This is a genomic window from Polaromonas sp. JS666 (assembly GCF_000013865.1).
GTDB lineage: Bacteria > Pseudomonadota > Gammaproteobacteria > Burkholderiales > Burkholderiaceae_C > Polaromonas.
Genome location: NC_007950.1, coordinates 262,935 through 286,198 on the forward strand (window position 1 = coordinate 262,935; position 23,264 = coordinate 286,198).

Annotated in this window: 16 protein-coding genes and 4 pseudogenes; 9 read left to right on the forward strand and 11 right to left on the reverse strand. The window is 59.8% G+C overall.

All coding sequences use genetic code 11. The features are described 5' to 3' along the window. Window positions 1–413: 413 nt before the first annotated feature. The 5 genes from BPRO_RS29210 to BPRO_RS28290 form a co-directional block, all read right to left on the reverse strand. Window positions 414–1,544, reverse strand: coding sequence for a ParB/RepB/Spo0J family partition protein (locus BPRO_RS29210; RefSeq protein WP_011486346.1), 1,131 nt, complete (start codon window positions 1,542–1,544; stop codon window positions 414–416). Window positions 1,545–1,546: 2 nt separating this feature from the next. Beyond that, on the reverse strand, window positions 1,547–2,275 hold the full coding sequence (locus BPRO_RS27560) for a ParA family protein (protein ID WP_011486347.1): 729 nt from the start codon (window positions 2,273–2,275) through the stop codon (window positions 1,547–1,549). 1,231 nt (window positions 2,276–3,506) lie between these two features. Further along, complete coding sequence (locus BPRO_RS27565) at window positions 3,507–5,711, reverse strand: site-specific integrase (protein ID WP_011486348.1); 2,205 nt, start codon at window positions 5,709–5,711, stop codon at window positions 3,507–3,509. Beyond that, entirely contained in the window at window positions 5,708–6,010 is a 303-nt protein-coding gene (locus BPRO_RS27570; RefSeq protein ID WP_011486349.1) for a hypothetical protein, read from the reverse strand. Before BPRO_RS27570 ends, BPRO_RS27565 begins: the two co-directional genes overlap by 4 nt. 6 nt (window positions 6,011–6,016) lie before the next feature. After that, window positions 6,017–6,403, reverse strand: a complete 387-nt coding sequence (locus BPRO_RS28290) for a YkgJ family cysteine cluster protein (protein ID WP_049764309.1) — start codon at window positions 6,401–6,403, stop codon at window positions 6,017–6,019. 107 nt (window positions 6,404–6,510) lie between these two features. Here BPRO_RS28290 and BPRO_RS30040 point away from each other — a divergent pair, with 107 nt between their 5' ends. The 3 genes from BPRO_RS30040 (at window position 6,511) to BPRO_RS27590 (ending at window position 8,652) form a co-directional block, all read left to right on the forward strand. Further along, window positions 6,511–6,825, forward strand: a complete 315-nt coding sequence (locus BPRO_RS30040) for a hypothetical protein (protein ID WP_198141064.1) — start codon at window positions 6,511–6,513, stop codon at window positions 6,823–6,825. A gap of 343 nt (window positions 6,826–7,168) precedes the next feature. Beyond that, a complete protein-coding gene (locus BPRO_RS27585; RefSeq protein ID WP_011486350.1) occupies window positions 7,169–7,990 on the forward strand; it encodes a hypothetical protein in 822 nt (273 codons plus the stop codon). After that, window positions 7,987–8,652: a hypothetical protein gene (locus BPRO_RS27590; protein ID WP_011486351.1), complete on the forward strand. Its 666-nt coding sequence runs from the start codon at window positions 7,987–7,989 to the stop codon at window positions 8,650–8,652. Before BPRO_RS27585 ends, BPRO_RS27590 begins: the two co-directional genes overlap by 4 nt. Before the next feature lie 111 nt (window positions 8,653–8,763). On the opposite strand, the gene BPRO_RS27595 is transcribed toward BPRO_RS27590, so the two are convergent. The 4 genes and pseudogenes from BPRO_RS27595 to BPRO_RS27615 all read right to left on the reverse strand — a co-directional run. Further along, entirely contained in the window at window positions 8,764–9,057 is a 294-nt protein-coding gene (locus tag BPRO_RS27595; RefSeq protein ID WP_011486352.1) for a hypothetical protein, read from the reverse strand. 146 nt (window positions 9,058–9,203) lie between these two features. Beyond that, on the reverse strand, window positions 9,204–9,683 hold the full coding sequence (locus BPRO_RS27600) for a hypothetical protein (RefSeq protein ID WP_081430612.1): 480 nt from the start codon (window positions 9,681–9,683) through the stop codon (window positions 9,204–9,206). A gap of 757 nt (window positions 9,684–10,440) precedes the next feature. Continuing rightward, entirely contained in the window at window positions 10,441–11,289 is an 849-nt protein-coding gene (locus BPRO_RS30685; RefSeq protein WP_232291615.1) for a hypothetical protein, read from the reverse strand. A 265-nt stretch (window positions 11,290–11,554) separates the two neighbouring features. Continuing rightward, window positions 11,555–12,637, reverse strand: a pseudogene (locus tag BPRO_RS27615) (Tn3 family transposase); the annotation flags it as partial. A gap of 209 nt (window positions 12,638–12,846) precedes the next feature. Here BPRO_RS27615 and BPRO_RS30690 point away from each other — a divergent pair. From BPRO_RS30690 to BPRO_RS27635, 5 genes and pseudogenes are all read left to right on the forward strand, one after another. Next, window positions 12,847–13,198: pseudogene (locus BPRO_RS30690) on the forward strand (recombinase family protein); the annotation flags it as partial. A 12-nt stretch (window positions 13,199–13,210) separates the two neighbouring features. Further along, window positions 13,211–14,441 (forward strand): annotated as a pseudogene (locus tag BPRO_RS30695) (DUF4158 domain-containing protein). After that, a complete protein-coding gene (locus BPRO_RS30700; protein WP_232291616.1) occupies window positions 14,425–16,233 on the forward strand; it encodes a Tn3 family transposase in 1,809 nt (602 codons plus the stop codon). The pseudogene BPRO_RS30695 and the gene BPRO_RS30700 overlap by 17 nt, the downstream one beginning before the upstream one ends. Window positions 16,234–16,467: 234 nt before the next feature. Beyond that, window positions 16,468–16,890, forward strand: a complete 423-nt coding sequence (locus BPRO_RS27630) for a hypothetical protein (protein WP_011486356.1) — start codon at window positions 16,468–16,470, stop codon at window positions 16,888–16,890. A 20-nt stretch (window positions 16,891–16,910) separates the two neighbouring features. After that, on the forward strand, window positions 16,911–17,414 hold the full coding sequence (locus BPRO_RS27635) for an RES family NAD+ phosphorylase (protein ID WP_369794729.1): 504 nt from the start codon (window positions 16,911–16,913) through the stop codon (window positions 17,412–17,414). Between the two features lie 413 nt (window positions 17,415–17,827). Here the strand turns inward: BPRO_RS27635 and BPRO_RS27640 are convergent, their stop codons facing one another. Continuing rightward, on the reverse strand, window positions 17,828–18,049 hold the full coding sequence (locus tag BPRO_RS27640; protein ID WP_041390733.1) for a hypothetical protein: 222 nt from the start codon (window positions 18,047–18,049) through the stop codon (window positions 17,828–17,830). Window positions 18,050–18,111: 62 nt separating this feature from the next. Then, window positions 18,112–19,797 (reverse strand): phage integrase family protein, encoded by a 1,686-nt coding sequence (locus BPRO_RS27645; protein ID WP_041390735.1) that lies wholly within the window; start codon window positions 19,795–19,797, stop codon window positions 18,112–18,114. 139 nt (window positions 19,798–19,936) lie between these two features. On the opposite strand from BPRO_RS27645, the pseudogene BPRO_RS27650 reads away from it, so the two are divergent. After that, window positions 19,937–22,961, forward strand: a pseudogene (locus tag BPRO_RS27650) (Tn3 family transposase). The last annotated feature ends 303 nt before the right edge of the window (window positions 22,962–23,264 follow it).

A 23,264-nucleotide genomic window follows, 5' to 3' on the forward strand; every position in this document is an offset into this window, starting at 1 on the left:
GGTATCCGTTTATGGGGCGCGCCACGTGCTTGCAGCTGTGGTAGCAGCAGTGAGTTGCTCGGGCGAACCGCTCTTTTTCCCGTGCGCCGGCTGTAAGGTATCCACGAGTGGGGCATCGTGAAGGTATCCGTTTCTGGGGAAAGCTGAGGTACCCGTCTATGGGGCGCGATGCCGCGAAACGATGCGCCCGACCAGGTCAATGGGGCGAATTTGGCGGATAGGTACCCAAACATGGGGAAAAAACGGGGTGGTTTGCGCCTGTAGGGGAGAGCAAACCCCATGACCGGGTACCTAATAGCAGAAAAGCGCTTATTTCCCGGCTGGCAATTCCAGCTAAATCCGCAAATTTGCGCGTGAAATAGGGATCGCATGGAGAGTGACTACTCACAGCCTTTGGCCTCCCCTCTTCTTCACTACGACGCAGGCCCCAGTTCATACTGCCCTGAGCAGGCCTTTTCGATCAAGCTCTTGAGCTCCTCGCACTTCGTCGCTGTTAGGCCCTTCATGCTCAGATCGAGCTCGCCACGAGATGGGAAGATTTTGATGACCCCTTTGGCTCCGGCATAGCTGATACTGGTCGACTCAGCACGCTGCCTGGTCTTCGGCCCAACGAGCTTGGAATTTATGAGGGCCTGGACCTGCGACTTGCTCAAGTCCTTGGCCTGGATCTGATCAATGATCTCGGTGGCGAGAATCTCATATTCCATCTCCCGCTCAGCATAGTCCGGCCGCACGAAGATTGCACTGATCTCGTAGGCAATGGTAAAGGCACTGGTTTGGTTATGGTCGGCCATCTTGCGCATTAATCTCTCGGGGATTTTGCCGATGCGAAAGAGCATGTTCACCTGAGACTTTGTCATCGGTGAGCCGTCCCGTTGAGTTAAATCTTTGCCAGCTTCCTCTTGAGTGGAGTACACCCCTTCGTTGAGTAGACAGGTGATTCGATAGGCTGTATCGAGGGCGGTATGATCGCTTCGCTCGTCATTCAGCCTTGCCGATTCTTTGTAGAGTTCTCTTCGGTCAGCTAGCGGAGCGCTGATACGAATTAGCAGCTCTGGGATGCCACCGCTTCGGGCAGCGCGCAAACGCGTACCACCATTTATGAGAACCACCCGTCCGTCACGAACAAAGCCATTTGCTGGATCGTCCTGCTGATTCTCTTGCAGAGATTCTGCAATGCGGTCCACGTCAGCTGATCGATAGAAGTGGCGTGCACCATCCGGGTTAGGGTCAACGAGGCCCAGGGGCACTGAATAGACCATGCCTATCTGGCAGGTTGCGGGATTGAAGATCGTCCCGGGAGGGGCGGACAGGCTTTTCGCGACCCCTGAGTCTTCGGCCGTCGATGAAGGCACTGGTCGTAGTGCCGCACGCGCAAGACCGTGAGGGATCTCGCTCGTGACATTGCGGGCCTGCGCAAATCTGTTTGTCGCCACTTCTTCAGAGTGAGTTGCCATTTGAGTGGTGGCTTCGGCCAAATTCAAAACCAGCTTTGGGACTGCCGGCCTTTTTGAGTTGTTCACTTGTGGATTGGATTTGGTCATGTTCAGCCTTTCGTCACGACTGCCTCATTGGGCATATCAAGAAGCTTCAGAATGGAGTCAGCCATGCCTTCTATCTCTCGCACGGAGTCCTCGCTGCCCTTGAGGGAATGGGCTGTTGCCCCGACAAGCATGGACCGCGTGAAAGCCTTGCGATCGCCCAAAGACACGATGTTGGATTTCTTGCTGTCCCCCAGCTGTGCTAAAGGAGGAAACGTCGAGTCGCGCCTGAGAGATTCGACGGCTGTCCTGTCGTCAATCATGTGCATCCTGGTTGAGACAGGGACCACCCTCACCGGGATATTTCGGCCGCTGATTTCGATTGCCCTTTTGGCGAGTAGCTTGGCTGCCGGGAGCGCATCGAGGTCGGGAGGATTCAGCTTTGTCGGGATGAGAACCAAATCACTGACCAGGATGGCTTGCCAAGTCGCCGGCTGTTCTACGGAAGGCGCGCAGTCCAGGACGATGATTTCATATTTGCTGGATAGCTTTTCCAGCTCTGTGTTGATGTTTTCACCGTAGCGATAGCCAGACCAGAGCGTTGCCTTGAAATTCACCCCACCCTGCTGAGCCAGCCACTTGGCGCTTGACTCTTGCGGATCCAAGTCGCCGACCAGAACATCGAACCCGCGAATTCCTAATGTTCCTGAGAGCTGGCATGTCGTTGTCGTTTTACCGCTGCCGCCTTTTTCATTGAAGACTGTGATAATTTTTGCTTGCTGTTTATTTGCCACTATGGAACCCTTCTTATTTCGAACTAATTGATTAATTCGGTTTATGAGATGCTACCCCGCGTCCGCTGCATTTTAGGCGTGGGTATCAAGCATGTCGAGCAATCACCTGCCACTAATTGCGTTTCGACAACACATATTGCCTGAGAGACTCTGAAGTTCAACTGGGCTGAAGCGTTTTAATTCATTAATTTCGAAATTGGTGTCGGCTCAACCAGTTGAACATAACCAAATCGTTTGAGCACCCCAAGTTCAACCGGTTGAACTTTTACAGGCTCTTTTGCGTCATGTCCCGAATTCCTATAAGCACACGAAGTCCAGTACAAACTAGTGGCATCGGCTGGCTGCGAAATCACCCTCAGCACAAAAAATGTTCAACCGGTTGAACTTTGGCGTTTAGGTGGCCGTTCGCATGATTGGTGTTGATTTCGGTGTGGTACCCATAAACCTGCCATGAAGATCGGCGCCAATTTGTCGGTGCTTGTGCGGCGTGATGCCATTGAAGGGGGGTTCAACAGGTTGAACTTCTATGCGATGTCTTTTGCATCAATCGCGGAGAGATTCCTCAGGGCGCACCATTTCCGCCAGGAGCGAGTGGCGTCTAAATGGTGAAAGATGGCTGCCCTCTCTATCGGCCAAGTTCAACCGGTTGAACTTTGATTTCTCGGTTTTTGTGGTGAGTGCGCATGATGATCGTTCGGGGCGGTGCCCGTGAAACCGCAATGAAGATATGACACGTTGTTGGCATTTGTGCAGCGTGATGCCGCCGATTGAAAGGTTCAACCGGTTGAACTTTTGCGCAATACCGTTTGTACCATGAGCTGATTGGTTGCCAGTGGCGCACTATGTCCGGTCCATACAGTCCGGCAAAACCAAGAGCATTCGACAGGCCGCATGGGAAAAGTTCAACTGGTTGAACTCTGCCCTTTCGGTATGTGGCGTGCACAGTTCAGGCGTGTCATTCGGAATAATGGCCGTGCACCCGTAGTTGAGATCGGCGGCGCGTCACAGATGTCTGGTCGGCATGATTCCCTTGCGAGGAAGTTCAACCAGTTGAACTTTTGAGACCAAAGTAGTTTTTGGACGAAAGGACCCCCGAGCACGCCTGGTGGGTGGGCTCGGGGAAACGGCTTAAAACTCAAACAGGGTGATCTGATCCTCTGCTTCCTCGTGTGTGTTGACCAACATTGTGTGAGTGCATGGGAAGTGGCCCCAAATCCGCTGGTTCCTATTCCTAGCCGAGCGGGTTGACCTTGCGCGCAGCCTTGACTTTGGCGGAGAGATCTTGTCGCACGTATTCGGCGGTAGTGTTGATCGATGCGTGGCCGAGCAGCTGCTGTGCAAGCTTGAGTCCTTCGTCGCCGTCGTTCTCGCGCAAGACCTCGTGGGCAAAGGTGTGGCGCAGCCAATGCGTGCTGAACTTGAGGATGCGGGCCTTGAGTTTTTCGTCCCGCTCCTTCCTGGCCATTTGCCTAAAAAACGTCTTCAAGGTCCGGTACAACGCGTTCGCACTCAGCGCCGAGTTATCGTTCTTCAGCTGGGTCTGATCCGTGACGGCGCGGCCACCATCCCGCACCGGCGCCTCCAGCACGGCGACGAGGGGAGGGCAGAGGTCGAATGCAGCGATGCGCGCCTCGTCGCCTTTCATCAGGGTACGCCAGTCCGCATGGTGCTCCAGAATCATGCTGAGCAGCTTCTCACTAATAGGCACATCACGCAGCTTCTGGCCCTTTCCTAATACCGTAATTACCCAATCATCGGCGGGGCGCCCGTCAACAACGGGGTGGCCCAGGCTGCTCAGGTTGGCGGATGCAATCTCGGCCAGGCGCATGCCGGTGGTCAGGGCGACGTGCAGGATCAGGCGGGTTCGGCGGGCGAGGGCGGCCTTACGCAGGGTGCCAGACCTCAGGCCGGGGAGGGCGGCCAGCGCTTCACGCACGAGATAGAGGTCATCGGTGTGCAGGCTGCGCGTCACGTCCATGGCGTGGCGCTTCATCCCGCCGGCATCGTACTGGATGCTCGCAAACGGATTCCCTGTCACATAGGCGTTTTCGTGGAGGACGCGGTACATCTGGTACAGCACGCCGAGCGCGTAGTTCTGGCTGGACGTTTCGATCTGACCGCGCCATGGGCGCCAGCGCGGATCGTGGCGCGTGACCCGCGCCGTGCCGATGTAGCGGTCAGGAACCGCCTGCAGGAATGCCTGGTACTGCTGAGCAAGGCCCAAGGTGATTGAGGACAGGGCGCACTTGGCTTCCAGCACGGCCCAGATGTAGAAGCGCTCGACCTCGCGCCGGTAGGCGTCATAGGTCCGCTGCTTGCCCGCAGCCAGGTAGCTGTTGAGCCAGGCGCCGACGGCTTCGATGTCGGTCCTCGCGCCCAGGTGATTCGGTGTCTGCGTCCGGAACATGCCGTCCTGGCCATCCAGGGCAGGGGGGATCAGCATCAGCTCCAGCGGTGCAATCCCGGAACGCAGCACCAGAGTGGCCGAGTGCACGGATGCGGTGTCCGAGCCCGGGGTGTAGGAGAGCAGGGCGGCGGCGGGCGGGCGCTGCAGAGGCAGGATGGCCTTCGCCAGCGGCGGGGCGACTTCCCAGTGCTGGCCGCGGCGCTGCAGATGGCCCAGCGTGTCCGCATGGTCATCGAGCCATCCCTCGACGCGCGCCGCGCGGCCCGGGCCCAGGCCTTTGATAGTGCGGTGCCAGTGCCGACCGGCCACCGAGATCGCCTGCACGACGCCCGCCATGGTCGTCACCTTGCGGCGCGCGAAGGCCTTCACCAGCGAGGGGGCCAGCCACAGATTCGTCTCCTGCTCGGGCAGGGGCAGGTTGGCCAGTTGCGTCTGCAACGCATTGATGGCTTTGACCTTGGCGCCGACACTCAGGGATTGGTCCGCTACTCCCTGGTGGGCGGCGGTGCCGGCGTCCACGCCTTGCTCAGCGAGGTAGTCCTTGTACAGCTCGACCATCTCGTTTTCCGAATACATGTCCTCGGGCTGCGACTCGGCCCACTGCGTGTAGTCCATGTGGGCCTGGGCGACCGCGGCCGGTGCGGCTGCGGGCTCGGGGGTGGGGCGCTCCAGGGCCAGCGCGGCCGCCCGGGCCTCGGGCTTGTCGGAGGACCGCGCGGCCGCGAAGATCGCCTGCTGAAGCTTCTCAGCATGGCTGTTGATCTCCGCGCCGTGCGGAATGACCGGGTTGCCGTCGGCGTCGAAGTGGCGGTTCGCGTAAAACTGCCTGAAGGCCACGGCCGGCTTCATGCCGCTCATGACTCCGCGCACAAATGAAAAATCCTCCAGCGTGAGCTGCTTCAGGTTTGCCAACGTGGGCATGCGCCAGCCGACGGGCCGGCCGCGTTTTTTGGCGGCAGGGGCAGGGTGGCCAAGGGTAACCGGGCCGTCCAGCAGCAAGGTTTCCAGTGGAGTTGTCCATTCCGTCATGCATGGCGCCTCGCGGCTGGGCGGCGCATCCCGTCCACCACCGTGTAGGGCCACGTCGAGCCGTAGTCCACCGAGCCGCGCGCATAGCGTTCGGCGCTCTGGATTTCCTCCATGGTCAGCTTGCGCAGCCCCTGGCAGTCAGCGGCCAGATGCGCGGCCACAAAGACGGCCTGGAGCTCAGCCTTGATCCATTCGTCGACCTGGCGCCCCTTGCGTTTGTTCGCCTCGAGCTGGAAGGCGTCATGGATGGCCCTGGCTGGCTCCTGTCTGCGACGGAACGGGTAATGGGTGTCTGGCATTTCAGTTCATCCTTGTTTTTCGGGGGTGGCAGAGTTGCTTGCGGCTGGCCCTGAGCCTGCGGGCGCGGGAAACCACTGGCGCAGGTCGGCCGCGTCCATCGCCTCGCCGGCGATCAGCACGGACACCGCCAGCAGCGCCCGCGTGTCGACATAGGGCACTGGCACCTCGTGGCCGGAGGGCAGCAGCTGGCAGAGCAGCGCGTCCTCGTCCATGTTGAGGTGGCTGCGGCAGACGGCCGGGCGGTGCGCATAGACGCTGCAGCGCCCGCCGGCCAGGAAAGGGCAGGGCGTGCTGTAGCCGGCGACGGCGACGGGCACATGCGCGGCCAGCGGCACCGGGGCGCGGCCAATCGCGCGGCCCAACGCGCGCGCTTCCACCGCACTGATCTTCACGGGGATGTGGCAGCAGTGGCTGCAGCCGACGCGGCAGGCCGCATTCGGCGCGAAGGCGCTGGCCAGCGCGTCGGCGGCGCGCCGGTGCCAGGGCCACCCGCTGGGCCGTGGTGGGCGCTTTCACGGCGACGTCGAGCAGGTCCAGCACGCGGCGGCTGGCCGCCGGCGGCACCTTGGCGCACTGGCGCGCGGCCGTCTGTCCGGCACTCGCCAAGCGGGCGTTGACCGCGTCCGGGAAATGCTCGGACGGCGCCATGGGTACGCCGTTTTCAAGGCGATCGAGCGCGCCCGCCAAAGTCAACGGCGGCGGCGCGCCGGTCGGTGTTGGCAGCGCACTGGCGCAGGGATTCAATGGCTGGCTCATTTCGCTCAAGGGGTTGTCCGGTGGAGCTTGCGCGCCGGTCGGAAGTTGTGTTGCCTGAGGCCAGGCCATGCAGATCGGCGGCGAATGCGCCCAGCCAGCAGCGCGCGACACGGCCGTTCGTTTGCGGGATTTGACGGTGAGCTGCAAAAATTCAAAGTTAAGTGACGCAAAAAATCGGTTTTGGATCAAGGACTTAGCCACACACAAGGCCCGATCCGGGTCAAACTTTCCAAAACCATGGGTTCATTATGGTTTAATTTAGCATCATGTCAATGATAGTTAGCCTGATGCAGCAATTAATTACCTTTAGTTTCTTGTAAATGTTGATTCTCGCTATTGACTATAGCGACGCCCCTCCCATATGCTGTGTTCATCAGGAACTGCGTAAAAGGAGCAGCAACATGCCCAGAGATTTCCAGCACGCCGAGGCGCCGGCCAAGCCGAGCACCAGCGCAGGCGCTTGGACTCGGACCGGCCCTCAGCCGACAGCCGCCGCCGCCAGGGCAAGCGTCGAGGAACGCATATTTTTGGTGCTGGCCAGCGGGCGCAACCTCGCCGCCGCCGGCGTCGACATGAACAGGGTCCGCGCGGTCGATTTCGGCAAGATCGTCGGTGCCGGCGCCGCCGGCGGAGCCGCTGTGGACATCTTGAGCAATATTCGCCTGGCCCACATCGAGCTGATGGGGTTTCCCACCGCCGAGGCGATGCGCGAGGAAGGTGCCTGGGTCGGCGCCGCCCTGAGCGCGCTGCGCGGCCTGGCGCCGGAGCAGATCAACAAAGTCGTCGAGCAACTGAAGGCGAAGGCCCCGAGCGCCGACGCAGCGGCTGACGAGCTCTACCAGGTGCTGACCGCGCAGGAAATGGCCGACCGGATGAAGCTCACCCTCCCCGTGATCTACCAGCGCGAAACGGCTGGAGAACTGTTTGCTGTCCTGGAGCCGTACCGCAAGAGTGGCCGGCTTTTCCCGGCCTTCCAGCTCAACCAGAAGCTGAACCATCGGCTGCTGGTGAGGGTGATCAAAGCCTACAGGGACGCCGATGTCAACACCACGCTGCTCTGGAGCTTCCTGAGGACACCGCAGAGGATATTTGGCGGCCTAACCCCCATCGAAATGCTGGTGGGTGGGATGCCGCCGGCTTATGAGGGTCTGAAGCCCGACGAGCGGGCCGCGGCCATCCTCGATGTGGTGGCCGAAGAGCTGTCGCGCGTGCGCCTCCAATGAACATCCCCGTTTTCAAGGGCGAACTGGAAGTCGCCGGAAAGCTCCTGCCCTTCCATGGACTCGGCAAGGACACCGAGCTCGAGCGTCTCTGGCGCTATCCAGACGGGGACTGGAACGCCGCGCCGCAGGAAAATCGCAACGGACGGGTCGACCCGCCCGAGGGCCTGCGCGACCGGTTCAGCGTTCTGTACCTGGCCGACGCCGTGATCACGGCCGCGTTCGAAACCCGCGTGGTGGCCTTCAGCAAGAATTCGGACGGCAACGAGGAATTTGACGTCGTTCCAGATAGATCGAACGCAAATGGCGAAATGCCGCCTCCGCTGATGGTGGCAACCCACAGAACGCTTGCGCCCGTGGCGTTCGTGGACCTCGAAGGCGATCACATCCCCGACATCTTTGGCATCGTGCTCAAGGGCCCGCTGGTGAGCTTTGAGAAATGGCGGGAGTTGTCGCTGGCCGTGTATGAATTTCTGGAGAAAAACCCCAACCCGGCGATGCCGATTGTTGGGGTGACCTACGAGACGCAGCAGAACGGCAGCAATGGCAGGAACTACGCGATATTTGAGTGCTACAGGGATGTCGCCCTGGTGAGAGGCGCGTCTGCAGCGCTCGACTACGACCGATTGCGAAAAGCTGTGGGCGCGCCATCTCCAGCGAGGTAGTAGGTAGAGTTGGAACGTGGCGCGTCCGCGCCGTTGGACTACAACAGGCTGCGTGAGCATAAAGGTGCAAAGCGGAGGGTGAGATAGCCTTCCAGTTACTACCCCGGCTACTTAGCTCGATCCAGACTCTCCGAGAGCCTCGGCAAGCATGGAGCGAACGGTCTGGAAGGAATCTTTTACGAATAGCTGCCTTACAGAACGAACCACGCCGCCCGCTTCATCGTCGCTATTGACGGAATCGTTGGGCTCTGTGGTCGTAATCGAGGTGGTGGCGCCATCAGCGTATCCAGCGCCTGAAACGTCCACGACAGAAGTGATCTGGTCCGCTCGCAGTAGTGCAGATCTGGGATTGACAAGGGCATCCAGCGAATCGATCAGAACCGTTACTTCAATAAACTTCCACATTTCTGAACTCCTCTGTCGTCCGACGAAATGAAAGTGTCAACACACTAACGCAACTCCAGCACTCATGCGCCCTACAGCCTGTTGCGCAAATCCGCCGAAAACCGCCGGACACCCTCTAGGCTCCAAATTTAAACGACTTGAGAGACTCAGCCAGCGCCACAGTTTTGTTTGAGCTGCGCATCATTGACAGCCTCCGTGTAGAGAAGGCGAACAAGGCGCCAATAGCACGCAGACGATGGCCTGAGGTGATGAAAATTGAGCGCCTGTGAAACAACTATGGCGCAACGTCCCATTTGGCGGGGATCGTAGGTAGAAGTCTTGTCTTCAGCCACGGGAGGGTGGAGAAGATACGTGATATCCAATCCGGCCTTATGCATGGATTCCAGCTGACCCCAATTCGGTGCCCTGAACCCATTTTCCAGCATCCAAAGGGCGAAGCTCCCCAAGCTGTGTTTCGCGAGAAATTCTGCACGAGATAACCAGCTCAGATCCCTCAACTCCCGTAAACGCTGCGGGAAACCGACTGAGAAATGAATTGCACTTTTCATTTCTGCAATTATTGGCGCGCTGCACGTGTCTTGTCCAGCATCCAGCGGCGGCAGAATAGCGAGCAGCAACTTTTGCATGATGCCTCCCTTGGACGCACAGACACGCTGTGCAAGCAGAACAGCGTCAGTTGGTATTTGAGATCTCAGCCAGGGCGGCCGCTGCTTCCCTTTTTCCCATTCTCCGCAGGCTTGCGATTCCTGGCAGTTGTGAGGCACGTGGATACGCCTGGCCATTTTTCCATTTTCGCACTGACTGATCCGACACGCCCAATAGAGATCCGACTTCCCTATCAGAAAGACCTAATCGCTGTTGCTGTGCAGCCAGGCCAGTCGCGCTAAAACGAAGCGCAGACGTAGGTTTTTCAGCAAGCTCACGCGGAGGCATTGCTTTGGCTTGGTGTTTACTCAGCCTGGCAACAAGCCGTTCTAACTCGACCATTCTCCTTTTAAGAGCGGCGATGTCGGTTCGGTGCTGCGAAGAGGCCTTTTTAAGGGACTGAGTTTCCCCCCGGGACTCTTTGCGAGCGACTCTCGCTATTTCACTCTTGAATGCAGCGGCTAGGTTCATTGTTCTGTCCAGCGATAAAGAGGACCACATGCTACAGCAATGGTCAAGCTCAAAAGATTCGGCTACCCCCCACTGCGAATAGGAACAGGGACAATGCTGCCATTTGTCCAACTCACCATCGGTCGGTATCGGTAAATGGGGTTGTAAGCCCAAACCCCAGAAAATTCCGGCTGGCGGAAGTCCAAGGTACGAAGCCCGGGATCGCCGCTATGGCGCGACGAACGCGGCACCAGGAGGTGTGAAAGCGCCTCGCGTGCCCTTCGAGTCTCAGCTCATGGGGCGATCTGCAGCGGCGCCCCAGAATTCAAGTGTCTCTTCTTCGAGTGCGCGAAGCGCTTCTGCCAAGGCTTGCTGATCGGTCTCGAACCGAGCGTCCCACACGTGTGACGCATTTTCTGCGTCGACGACCTCGAGAATCCATCCGCCATCCGAGTCCCCGTAGATTTCGACGCGGACAGATACGCCATTGCGCGTTACGTTCTTGCTCAGCGGGGATTCGATGATCTCCGGCTCCTGGCTGTCATCGAAGTCAGGCACGTCTGATTCCGCAGGGTTTTTTCGTGCAGATGACATGGCTCTCCTCGACGACACAGTGCCCATGGATTCTAGCTGCTGGCTGCGGGATCGCTTGCATGACTGCACCGCCTTGTTGATCAATTCGTCAGCCACGATGGTTAGCTGCTGAAGATTGCGCAGCAGCGCTTTGAGTTCGTCTACCGGGGCCGGCTTTTCTTCGTCGGCAAGAAGCTCGGCGGTGCCGCCAAACACCGAGTACAACTCGGCCAAGGCCTGCAGCGCGTCGTGCGCCTTCTGGGGTAGCATCATTTCGTCCTCGGACCCAAATAGCCCATCAGCAAATCCCTCGAGCTCCTGAGCGCGCAATAAGGCCAGATTGTGCAGCGCCTGCCGCGTCGGCAGCACTTCGAACCGAGTCAAACGAAACGGATCGCGCGAGTTCTGGTGGTCGGCAAGCCGATTCCATAGGCCCTGTACGAGAGTCCCAGTCACCTCCTCGACATCTTCTTGAGAGGCGAACACGGGCATCTCACCGCCCCATATCTGCGCGAGCGCGCCCAGGGGAGACGCGTGCAGGCGCGGGCTGGCGATATCACCCATAAAGAGTGTGCGAACGACATGAAATGGCGTCGGACACTTGTAACGCACAAGCAGCGACTGCACTTCCTTGTCAGTCGCAGCGCCGGGGCCGGTAGGATTCGAAGGACTCATTGGTGAGGGATTCGGCGCCATCTCTGTCGCACGCCTTGGTTGATCTGGATCGGCAGGATTTTAGCGGCAACTGCGCCAGCTTTTCCCGATGCTCCGGCGACGTGCTGGTCATGATCAGCGCTGGGTGTAACACGCTGTACCACCGAGAATTCCGTCAGGTTAGCTGGAGTGCGGCGATGATCGCATCGAGATCGATCGCCTGGCCGCCGCAGAAGGTGTAGTGGCCGTTCAGGTGAATGTGTCGCCAGGCCACCGGCGACGTCGCCTTGATCAGCGCGAGGGCCTTCTCGTTGCCGCTGGCCGCGTACTTCACGAGCAGCCCTGACAGAATCGCCGAGTTGTAGTAGATGATCGCGTTGGCGATCAGCCGCGCGCACTGGTTGCTGATCTCGAGTTCGAGATCGGTGCGGCCGGTGAGTTCCTTCTTGCCACCGACCTGAGCGATGGCTGCGCGCAGTTGGTGATAGGACTCGATGCGGTTTTGGGAGCGGTGGACGTTGCGCTGCAATTGTGGGTCGCGCAGATAGCGCAGGGTGTAGGTACTACGGATGAGCCGATCGAATTCGAAGATCGCCCGGCGCGTCGGATTTGCCTGCGTGTAGTTGCATAGCTTGCGGATCAAGGTGCCCTGGGTCATCTCCTTCAGGCCGAGCGTCGCAACGATGCGGTCGATGTTGGCCTTCTCGTCGATGATCGCTTGCAGGTCGATCTGTCCGGCCGGACGCAGCAGGAATTACTCGTATTGCGCCGGGTCGTCGGCGCAGAAAATCTCGTCGAGTTCGGCCTCGAGATCTGTGAAGCGGGGTTCGAAGCGCCGCCCGAACCAGTGCAGGATGGCGAAGTTGGCCTTGTTGACGCTGTGCATGTCGCCGGTGATCGCGGTCGGCACGATGTCGCTCGTATTGCGGTACCAGATATCGAAAACGTGGTGCGCCTCGTACTCATGCGCGCCGATCAACCAGCCCTGCAGCGGCACATGGTTGCACAGCAGCGTGTAGGCGACGACGCCCTTGCCGCAGCCGAAATACTTGCTTGAGTAGCGAGCCTTGACGGTCGGCCTCTCGACGCTGAACTTCTGGCCATCGACGCTGCCGTACAGCGTCTCCAGTTCGAACGAGTAACACTCGAAGATGGGCAGCTCGGCGATGGCGTTGCTGATGCGGTCGTTGGCCTCCTGCAGCGTAGCCAGGCGCAGGTACTGCTGGTACGTCGTCTCCAGCACATGGTACCTGAAGTCTTGGAATGTCATGTGTCCCGACACCGAATCTGACATTGAACTGCGTCTGGCGGCTCATAGGAATTTTCAAGCTGAAGGCCCAGGCGCTGGTCCCCTGCCGGCATCCGGCGGATCAAATCCAGCTTGCCATGAAGAGTGAGGCCACGTCGTTGCTCCGATCGAGCCGTACGCCAGACACCAATCAGCGGGACACGGCGCTGGAATTCGACGTCACCACGCTGAAGGACAGGCAGGTCACCTTCCGCTCGCTCACCGAAGGCATGGACACCACTACGGCATCGGGCGAGCTACTGTTCCATGTGTTCGGCGCATTGGCGCAGTACGAACTGGCCTTGATCCAGGAGTGGGTCATTGCCGGTCTCGCCGTCGCCAAGCGGCGTAGCCGAATCGGTGGCCGGCCGGCGGCCATCGTAGGCGAGAAACGGGACGCCATCATTGCCGCACTGAACTGCGGCATGTCCAAGGCTGCCGAGCGTCGCACACTTTACCGTCAAACGCACCATGCTGAGTGAGACTTTGGCTCGTATCGGATGGTCCGGTGCACATGGCATCGACACCTGAAGATGAATGACCATGCGCGGTGACAGCAACGAACGACTGACGATTCTCTCAGAGGCGGAGAAGACAGCGCTCTATGGCGTTCCAAATTTTGACGATTTCCAGCGAGTCGAATTTTTTGCCATGACCGATGCTGAGCGCTCCTTCGCTTTGCAGCGTAGGGGCACCTTGATACAGGTGTATTGCCTGCTGCAAGTTGGCTACTTCAAAGCCAAGCAGGCATTTTTTCAGTTCACTTTGGACGAGGTGCCCGCAGAAGATGTTGCGTTTCTGCTGCAACGGTATTTCCCTGGGCAAACGATTGAGTACCAAGGAATATTACGCGCAGCGCAGAGGCATTGTCGCTTTGTTCGGCTATCGCTTGTGGACGGACAATGATCTACCGACATTGCGCAACAAAGCAGCACTGCTGGCCAAGACAGACGTGACCCCCACTTTCTTGCTGGCAGAATTGATGGTGTTTTTGATTGGCCAGCGCATCGTGCGACCAGGCTACTCGACGCTGCAAACCGTCATCCGAGACGCGCTCACCGCCGAGCGTGAGCGCCTGGAGCAATTGGTAGAAGCGGCCTTGACCGACGTGGCACGCGAAACGCTGCAACAATTGCTGGCGCATGAGAGCACATTGTCCGATTTGGCCGCCCTCAAACAAGACGCCAAAAGCTTTCGCTACCGCCAGATGGGTCTGGAGCGTCAAAAGCGCCTCACGCTGGCTCCCTTGTATGTCATTGCCAAGGCCCTACTGCCAAGCCTTGACATCTCGCAACTCAACATCGCCTACTACGCCAGCTTGGCCAACTTTTACACCATCTACGATTTACGGCGATTCAAACCCGGCCAGACCAACCTGTATTTGCTGTGTTACGCATGGCAGCGCTACCGCCAGCTAACCGACAATGTGGTGGAAGCCTTCGGCTACCACACACGCCATCTCGAAGACGACACCAAGGCAGTTGCTACCACGCAGGCCGCAAAAATTCACAACGAACGTCAGCAAGCTACGCCCAGGGTGGGAGAATTGCTCTTGCTGTATGTGGACGACACGCTGACCGACGTAACCCCTTTCGGCAACGTGCGCCATCGGGCATTTCGCATCATGCCCGAAGCAACACTACGCTCGACGGGCAAGCTCCTGACGGAAAAGCCTGTCAGCCAGATGGATTTCGCTGGCAAGCCGTGGACAAGCAAAGTGGGCTTTGCACGAAAAATTGCGCCCGCTGGCCATGGCCTTGGAATTCGCCAGTAGCAGTGCCAGTGGCAAAGTCTGGCTGGCCACGCTGCAATGGATGAAGGAGGTCTTTGCCCGCCAGCAATCACTTGCCAAACAGCCACTGTCAGAAATTCCACCACGCACGCTACCCAAACGCCTGCGCCACTTTTTGCTGAGCTTCGACCAGGATGGCAAGCCCGTTGGCCTGCGTGGCGACCGGTATGAATTCTGGGTTTACCGGCAACTGCGTAAACGCCTCGATATTGGCGACATTTACCTTGACGACAGCGTGCAGCACCGGCGCTTTGCGGATGACCTGGTGTCCATGGAGCGCAAGGCGGAAGCCCTGAAGGCGTTGAACATCCCCTGGCTGCATCAGCCGGTTGACGTGGCGCTCGATGCCCTGTTCACCGAACTCGATCCGCAGTGGCGAGCGTTCGATGAGGAACTGCGCGGCGGCAAGCTCAAGCACCTGGAGTTCGACCCCGATAAAAAAACGCTGATCTGGCACCGTCCCAAGGCCGACAAGGACAAGCTGCTGCAACTGGGCTTCTACGGCAAGCTCCAGGCCCGCGACGTTGCCGATGTTTTTCGGTTTGTGAATGAACGGTGCCACTTCCTGTCAGCGATGACGCCTTTGCAGCCACGCTACGCAAAGAAAATCGCCGACGAAGACAGCTTGATGGCGGTGGTTATTGCCCAGGCCATGAACCACGGCAACTTCAAAATGGCCGAGACCTGCGATATCCCGTATTACGTCCTGGAAGCCACGCATCAGCAGCACCTGCGTCCGGCAACACTGATCGCCGCGAACGATTTGATCAGTAATTTCATTGCCAAGCTGCCGATTTTTCCGTACTACTCCATTGACATGGATGTGCTCTACGGTAGCGTTGACGGGCAAAAGTTTGCCGCCGCCAGCCCGACACTCAAGGCGCGCCATTCGCGCAAGTACTTCGGCAAGGATAGGGGTGTTGTCGCTTTCACATTTCTGGCAAACCATGTGGCTTTGCAAACCGAGCTGTTGGGCGCAAACCAGCACGAGAGCTACTGGGTTTTTGACATCTGCTACAACAACACGTCTGACATTGTACCGACCACGATCACCGGCGATATGCACAGCATCAACATGGCCAACTTTGCGATCCTGCACTGGTTCGGCATGAACCTGGCGCCACGTTTCACCAATTTGCATGCGCAGTTAAAGCACCTCTATTGTGGCCCTGGCCAGGAAGGGTACGCCGATTTCTTGATCAAGCCTGTGGGTCAAATTGACCGCAACCTGATTACCTCCGAGAAGGCCAACATGGACCAGATTGCCGCCACGCTGGGACTCAAGGAGATGAGCCAAAGCGTGCTGATGCGCAAGATCTGCACCCTGTCCGGGCATCACCGTACGCGCAAGGCCATCTTTGAATATGACAAACTGATCCGCAGCATCTACACCCTTCGCTACCTGCGTGACCCAAAATTGCAGCGGGATGTCCACCGCTCGGAAAACCGCATAGAGTCCTACCACCAGTTACGCTCCACCATTGCCCAGGTGAACGGCAAGAAGGAGTTGACAGGGCGCACAGACCTGGATGTGGCTGTCAGCAACCACTGTGGTCGCTTGATTGTAAATGTCGTGATTGCCTACAACTCCATGTTGCTGTCTGGGCTGTTGACCAAGTATCTTGCCACTGGCAACGACAAGGCACTGGACTTGCTCAGGCGAATCTCGCCAGCGGCTTGGCAGCACCTGCATTTCCTTGGGCATTACGCATTCCGCGGCAAGCACAATCCGATTGACTTGGAGAGCATTTTGGCGGGGATCGACTGGGAGTAGCCGCCGATTTTGATGATCTGGACAAATTCCGCCGGTTTGGGCTTAGAACCCCGGCATGCGGCTTCGGACTCTTGTGAGCACCTCAGACCGATTTACAAGGGTTTACCCTATGCTCAAAGCGCTACGATTTGCACCGAAACCGAGATCACCCCGGTTTGGGCTTAGAACCCCTTAAAATTTCCTTCCCTTGAAGGTGCATAATAAGTGCATAATTGATGCATTGAAAGAAACAACATGGAAACAGCTCAATTTCTAACCCCCGCGCCAGCGGCACGTCGCGCACCAGAGGCCGCCGCCTTCTCAATTGCTGATGCACTCAAGGAGCCTGGCCAGGATCCGCTGATTTCTCCCACGCGCTACATAGACATGCTCAAGCTCGACATTGGGACATTCGCCCAACACGCGCACGTCCACAGGAACACGGTAACCCGTGCGCCGGGCGCCGCGAGCGTGCAAAGCTACCTCCGCCAAAACATACGCGTCCTTGCTGCCGCTCTGAATGCATCTGGCAATGACCTCGGGAAGGCCCTGCAGTGGTTTCGTAATGAACCGCTGCCACCATTCGCCTACAAGACTGCTGAGCAGCTGGTCGCTGACGGCCGCGCGGATGACGTGATCCGCCTGATTGACTCGTACGCCGGCGGCGCGGCCGGATGATCGCCGCGGTAAGTATCGGATTGACCGACCAGGTCTGCTACCGAATGCATGTGCCGCGCTGGGCGTGGGCCCCCACCAGTGGCCTGGGCGCCGCACGCCAAGGTGGCCGCCTCAACCGTGCTGGCGTCGAGGCGCTTTACTTGGCATTGGACACGGAGACGGCGATCGCGGAGTTCCAGCAAGCGGCGGCGCTGCTTCCGCCGGCGACGTTGGTAACTTACCAGTTGACCCTGGACAAAGTCGTCGACTTCAGGGCGGGCTTCACTCCGGACTGGAATCCGCTGTGGCAGGACTTGTCTTGCGACTGGCGCGCCATGGTTTTCGATGACAACGTGGAGCCTCCAACCTGGGTGATTTCGGACATGTGCATCGCCAAGGGCTACAAGGGCATTCTTTTCCCCTCCAGCGCGCTTGCCGGTGGCAACAACCTCGTGATTTTCAACTCCAGCATCGTTGCGACGGACAAGCTCGAGATATTCGATCCAAAGGGCGACTTGCCCAAAAACCAAGCGTCTTGGCCATAACTTGGCGACCGGCTGGCGCCGCCACGGGGCACAGCCATCTGGACAGACGGCGCTGATCGCGATGGGCGTGGACCGAGACGACCGCAAAGTGGCTCGAACAGTCCGCGGGGGGTAGCTCTTACCCACCTATCTCTGCCGGCAAGCCGCTTGCCACTATCCACCTGACTGACCAGGCGCAAGCTTGAAATCAACAACCAGCAGCTGTATCATTCCGATCGGGTACTTCTGGTGTGCCTGCCGCTCACGTTGGCAAAACCGATTAACCAGCTTTTCTTTGGGTCTACCCCAATCCCTCGTCGCAAGCAAATTACTTCATGCGCTGACGAAATAGTGAGCATTTCGAATGCTGGCGCGAAGGAGTGATTTATGGTTTCAGCGATTCAAGAGGCAGCACGTTCATCCGGGTGCACCGGTTATTTTGCATGGGAGATCACGCCGGAAGTCTTTGGCGCCTGGCTCATGTCGGCGGCATGGCTTGAAGTTTCGGGAACATCTTGCAAACTGATTGCATGATTTCCAAAACTGACATTCAGGCCTACTTGGGGTTCCACGCCGGAACCGCCGAAAATTCCGTCGTCCCGATCAGGGGTCGGTCGAGATTCGCGAAGGTTTCTTCGGAAAATGGCGTAGGCCATTGATTTTCAAAGACTTTCCGGCATTAGTTTCCTCTACATTTCTTGCGTATTCGAGCCTCGCCTCACCGGACCGCGAACGCCGCATCCATCTGCCTGGCCCGCTTGACCTCATCGCTGTGCAGGTAAATCGAGGTGGTCGCGATGGAGGAGTGCCGCAAGTTGTCGCGTACGGCGGTGAGTTCTGCGCCACCTTGTAGCGCGTGAGAGGCGTGGGTGTGCCGCATCCAGTGCGGGGTTGCCCGGCGCAGCTTTGCGGCCAAGGTCGGGTTGTCCTCGACAAGGATGTCGGCGACAGTGGCGAAGAAGCGCTTCATGACAACCCACAGACGGGCTCGGTTGATGCCGGCTTCGCCGCCGATATTGCCTATCAGCGGGATGTCTGGACTCCATTTTTGCGGCGTAGTTGGCAGGCCCCGCTGCACGAGGTAACGATCCAGGGCGGACCGTGCCAGCGGCGGCAGCGTCACCCGGCCAGCTCGGTGGCCCTTGCCGACAACGTGCAGCCAGCGCTCTTCGTGGTCGACCTCGATGGCGCCGAGGGTTGCGTGGACCAGTTCGCTGGCTCGCAGCCCGGTGGCGTACGCAAAGTCCAGCACGAAGCGCAGCCGCTGCGCGGCGGCCGGCTGCCAGCCGTACGACCACTCCAGCCCGTCGGCCACCGTGCGCAGCAACGCCCACTCGGCGTCCGAGAACGACCGGGAAGTGTCCATCCCAGCGGGCTGCACGCCGCGCACCTTGATGCCCGAGAACGGGTTCGCGAGAACGTATCGTTGTTCGATCAGCCAGCGGAACATGGCGCTGAGCACTGACAGCCCGTGCGCGGCCGAGCGCGCCGACAGTCCGCCGGCGAAGGGTCGCCACTCGGGTGAGGAGCGCGGTCGCGGCGGCCCCACCCAGCGCGAGCGAGGGGTGGGGCGGCGCAGGAACGCCCGATAGGCGACGGCGTCCTCCGTGGCCAGCGACGACAGCGCGCAGCCGCGCTCGACGATGGCCCACAGGACCAGGCGCTCGGCCTCCTTGCGGTACTTGCGCTGTGTGGCAGGTGACTCGTGCAGCGACAGCCAGGCTTGCACGGCCTGGTAGTCGTTGTCGGCGCGCATCGCGCAGGCCGAACGCGGTGCGCGCAAGGTGCCGCGCGAGCCGTCGACGTCCTCGGGCACGACGAGGTTCTCCCACGGTGACAGGTCTTTCGGTGGCGCGGCGGCCACGAGCGCTCGTGCTCGTTGCGTGAGATCCGGATGGGCGGCAAAGAACGCCTCGATCTGGCGGGCCCCCGTGGCACCGAGGCCGGGCACGGTGACCCACCAACGTCGCCGACGCGGCACGCGCACGGTCAGGTCGGCGAGCGTTTTGATCCCAGCCGCACGCAGCGCCGCAGCCGAGCGGGGCCGAAGCCAGCGTTCGAGGTCGTCTCCGATCAGTGGCTGGGGCACAGGCAGCGATGCGATCGTGTCCAGCGCGCGGGCGATGGTGATCGCGCGTTTGGAGCCGCGTGCGTGCGCACGCTCGAAGAGCGCGGCGAGATCAGCGCGATGGCGGCCACGCGCAAAGTCCGCCACCTGGCGGCGCAGGCGGCCCAGCAGGCCTCGGGAGGACTCATCCGTGACGCGCCGCTCGCCCAGGTAGCGCGCGACAGCCGTGCGGGAGTCTATGCCCTCATACCAGGCGCGCAGCGCCGCCAGCGCGGCGGCATTGGGCAATGCGTCGCTGTCGCTCGAACCGGCTGTTACAGACACCGAGGTTTTCACAAACCGAAGTTTAGCTTCTTGGAGTGACTAGGGCGAGAACAAACGTTCTGTTTGTAGAATTCACATAGACCCTCTTAAATCACTCATAAATCCATCATCCGGGCACTGACCTGCCAGGCCGCAGGACCCTTGCTCGACAATGACGAAAGCAACCAACAAGCAGCTGTCCGTACTCTCGCCCGCCGAACAAGAGGCCCTGTACGGATGGCCGGACTTCGACGACGCCCAGCGCCTGGAATACCTCGCTCTGTCCGCACCCCAACTGGCCTTGGCCAGTGGCCGCACCGGTCTGCACAACCAAGTGTGGTGCATCCTGCAAATCGGCTACTTCCAGGCCAAGCAGACATTTTTCAGCTTCACCTGGGACGACGTCGCCGACGACCTGGCCTTCGTGCTCAGTCGCTACTTCCCGGGCCAAGCCTTCCAACCCCGTGGCGTCACGAAGCATGAACACTACAGCCAGCGTGCCCTGATCGCCCAGCTGTTTGGCTACCGCCTGTGGTCCAGCGAGTTCCAGGACCACCTGGTTCCAGCAGGCCGAGCAGATCGCGCGCCGAGATGTCGGCCCTGCATTCATTGTCGCCGAACTCATCGACTACCTGCGCAGATTCAAGGTGGAGCGGCCCGGATACACGACCATGCAGACGGTGATCAGCCAGACCCTGACTGCCGAACGCCATCGTCTGTCCAAGTTGTTGTCCTCGAAGCTGGACGCCGCGACGACGACATCGCTTGCGCACTTGCTGGTGCGCGACGACACCCTGTCCGAACTGGCCGCGCTCAAGCAGGACGCCAAGAGTTTCGGCTGGCACCAGATGGTGCGAGAGCGCGAGAAGCGCGCCCGCCTGGAGCCCCTGTACCTCGTGGCCAAGAGCCTGCTGCCGACGCTTGCGATCTCGCAGCAAAACCTGCTGTACTACGCCAGCCTGGCGAACTTCTACACCGTCTTCGAGCTGCGACGGATGAAGCCGGAACAGGCAAACCTCTACTTGCTGTGCTACGCGTGGCAGCGCTACCGCCAGCTCACCGACAACCTGGTGGATGCGCTGGGTTACCACACCAAGAAGTTCGAGGATGAGATCAAGAATCTGGCCCAGCAGGCATTCATTGAGCAGCAGCTCAAGCGTCAGAAGGAATCGCCCCGGCTCGGGCGTTTGCTCCTGCTGTACGTCGACGACGCCTATGCCGACACGACACCCTTCGGTAAGGTTCGCCGGCGCGCGTTCAAGATCATGCCGCGTGCAAAACTGCAGCTCGTCGGCGAACGCATGAGCACCAGACGCAGCAGCCAGCTGACGCTGCGCTGGGAGGCCGTCGACAAGGTTGCTGCTCGCGTGCGACGCCATTTGAGACCGCTGTACGAGGCGCTTGAACCGACGGCCGCCAACCCCGAGAACCCCTTCCTCGCCGCTCTGATTTGGATGAAGGACGGGTTTGCGAAACAGCAACCGCTGTCGCAACGACCGGCCGAGGAGTTCCTTGAGAAGACCGTGCCCCCGAGCCTGCGCCTCTATCTACTGACCTTCGACGCCGCAGGAAATGCCACCGGGGTGCAGCCCGACCGTTACGAACTTTGGGTCTACCGCCAGTTGCGTCGGCATCTGCACTCGGGCGAAATCTATGTGGACGACAGCCAGCAGCATCGCCACCTGAGCGCCGAACTCGTCTCGGCCGACCAGCAAGCGGCGGCCTTCGAGCAGATGGACATCCCTTGGGTGCGTCGGCCGCTGGCCGAGCGGCTCACGGAGCTGACCACGGAACTGCACACCCAATGGCTGGCCTTCGATCGCGAACTGCGCACGGGCGAACTGGCACATCTCGACTACGACGAGGCCAGTGCAACATTGACGTGCCGGCGCCCCAAAGCCGAGAACGAGGACACGCCCGACGCCTTCTACGACCAGTTGCCATTCTGCGACGTGGCTGATGTCCTGCGCTTTGTGAACCAGGAGTGCCAGTTCCTGTCGGCGTTGACGCCGCTGCAACCGCGCTACGCCAAGCAGGTCGCCGACGAGAACAGCTTGCTGGCGGTCATCGCAGCGCAGGCCATGAATCACGGCAATTTCTTGATGTCGCGTACCAGTGACATTGCGTACCACGTGCTGGAAGCCACCCACCAGCAGTACCTGCGACTGGCCACGCTGCAGGCGGCCAACGACCGTATCAGCAACGCGATCGCCGAGTTGCCGATCTTCCCTCACTACTCGTTCGACCTGGAGACGCTGTACGCCAGCGTCGACGGCCAGAAGTTCAGCGTCGCACGGCCCACCGTGAAGGCGCGGCATTCGCGCAAATACTTCGGCCGCGGCAAGGGCATGGTCGCCTTCACGCTGCTGTGCAACCACGTGCCGCTACAGGGCGGGCTCATCGGAGCGCACGAGCTCGAGGCGCATCACGTCTTCGACATCTGGTACCGCAACACCTCGGACATCGTGCCGACCGCGATCACCGGCGACATGCACAGCCTCAACAAGGTCAACTTCGCCATCCTGGATTGGTTCGGGCCGCGCTACGAGCCGCGCTTCACAGACCTCGACAAGCAGCTCGGCGAGATCTATTGCGCGGGTGACCCGGCGCAGTACGCGCACTGTCTGATCAAGCCTGCTGGGCAGATCGACCTGCCGACGATCGTCAACGAAAAGGCGAACATCGACCGCATTGTCGCCACGCTGGGCCTGAAGGAAATGACCCAGGGCACGCTCGTCCGCAAGCTGTGTACCTACGACGCCGATCCAACGCGGCAAGCGGTCTTCGAATACGACAGGCTGGTTCGCAGCATATACACGCTGCGCTACCTGCGAGACCCGCAGTTGCAGCGCTTCGTGCACCGCTCGCAGAACCGCATCGAGTCCTATCACCAGCTGCGGTCAGCCATCGCGCAGGTCGGCGGCAAGAAGGAACTCACAGGACGCACCGACCTTGACATCGAGATCAGCAACCAGTGCGCCAGGTTGATCGCCAACGCGATCGTCTACTACAACTCCGCGATCCTGTCGCGCCTGCTGACCACGTACAAGGCCAGCGGGAACGAGACGGCGCTGGCGCTCATCACATCGACATCGCCCGTGGCCTGGCGGCATGTGCACTTGAATGGGCGCTACGCGTTCCGCGACGGCGGGCAAGCCATCGATCTGGACACCATCATCCGGGCGCTGAATCTATAGCGAACGCATCGGCCGCGCCATCTGGTCATGGGTCGCTCGGCGACGATGCCGCAGGGCCTCAGCCGAGGGAAATGAAGACCGGCGGAATTTTCTGAGGTTTGAGCTTAGACCCCCAGACTTCTGCGAAGAACCTCTATCCGTTTGAAAATCAAGGCCTGTCCGTGGGATAGAGTCAAGATCAACTTCATGACCCCAAATACCAAAAGCGCTCACCTATATTCATAGGCAGGCGCTAGCGATTTTCCAGATATCTGACATCCCTGCCCCCACTATGTTGCATTTCCACCCGGGGGCAGCGCACAT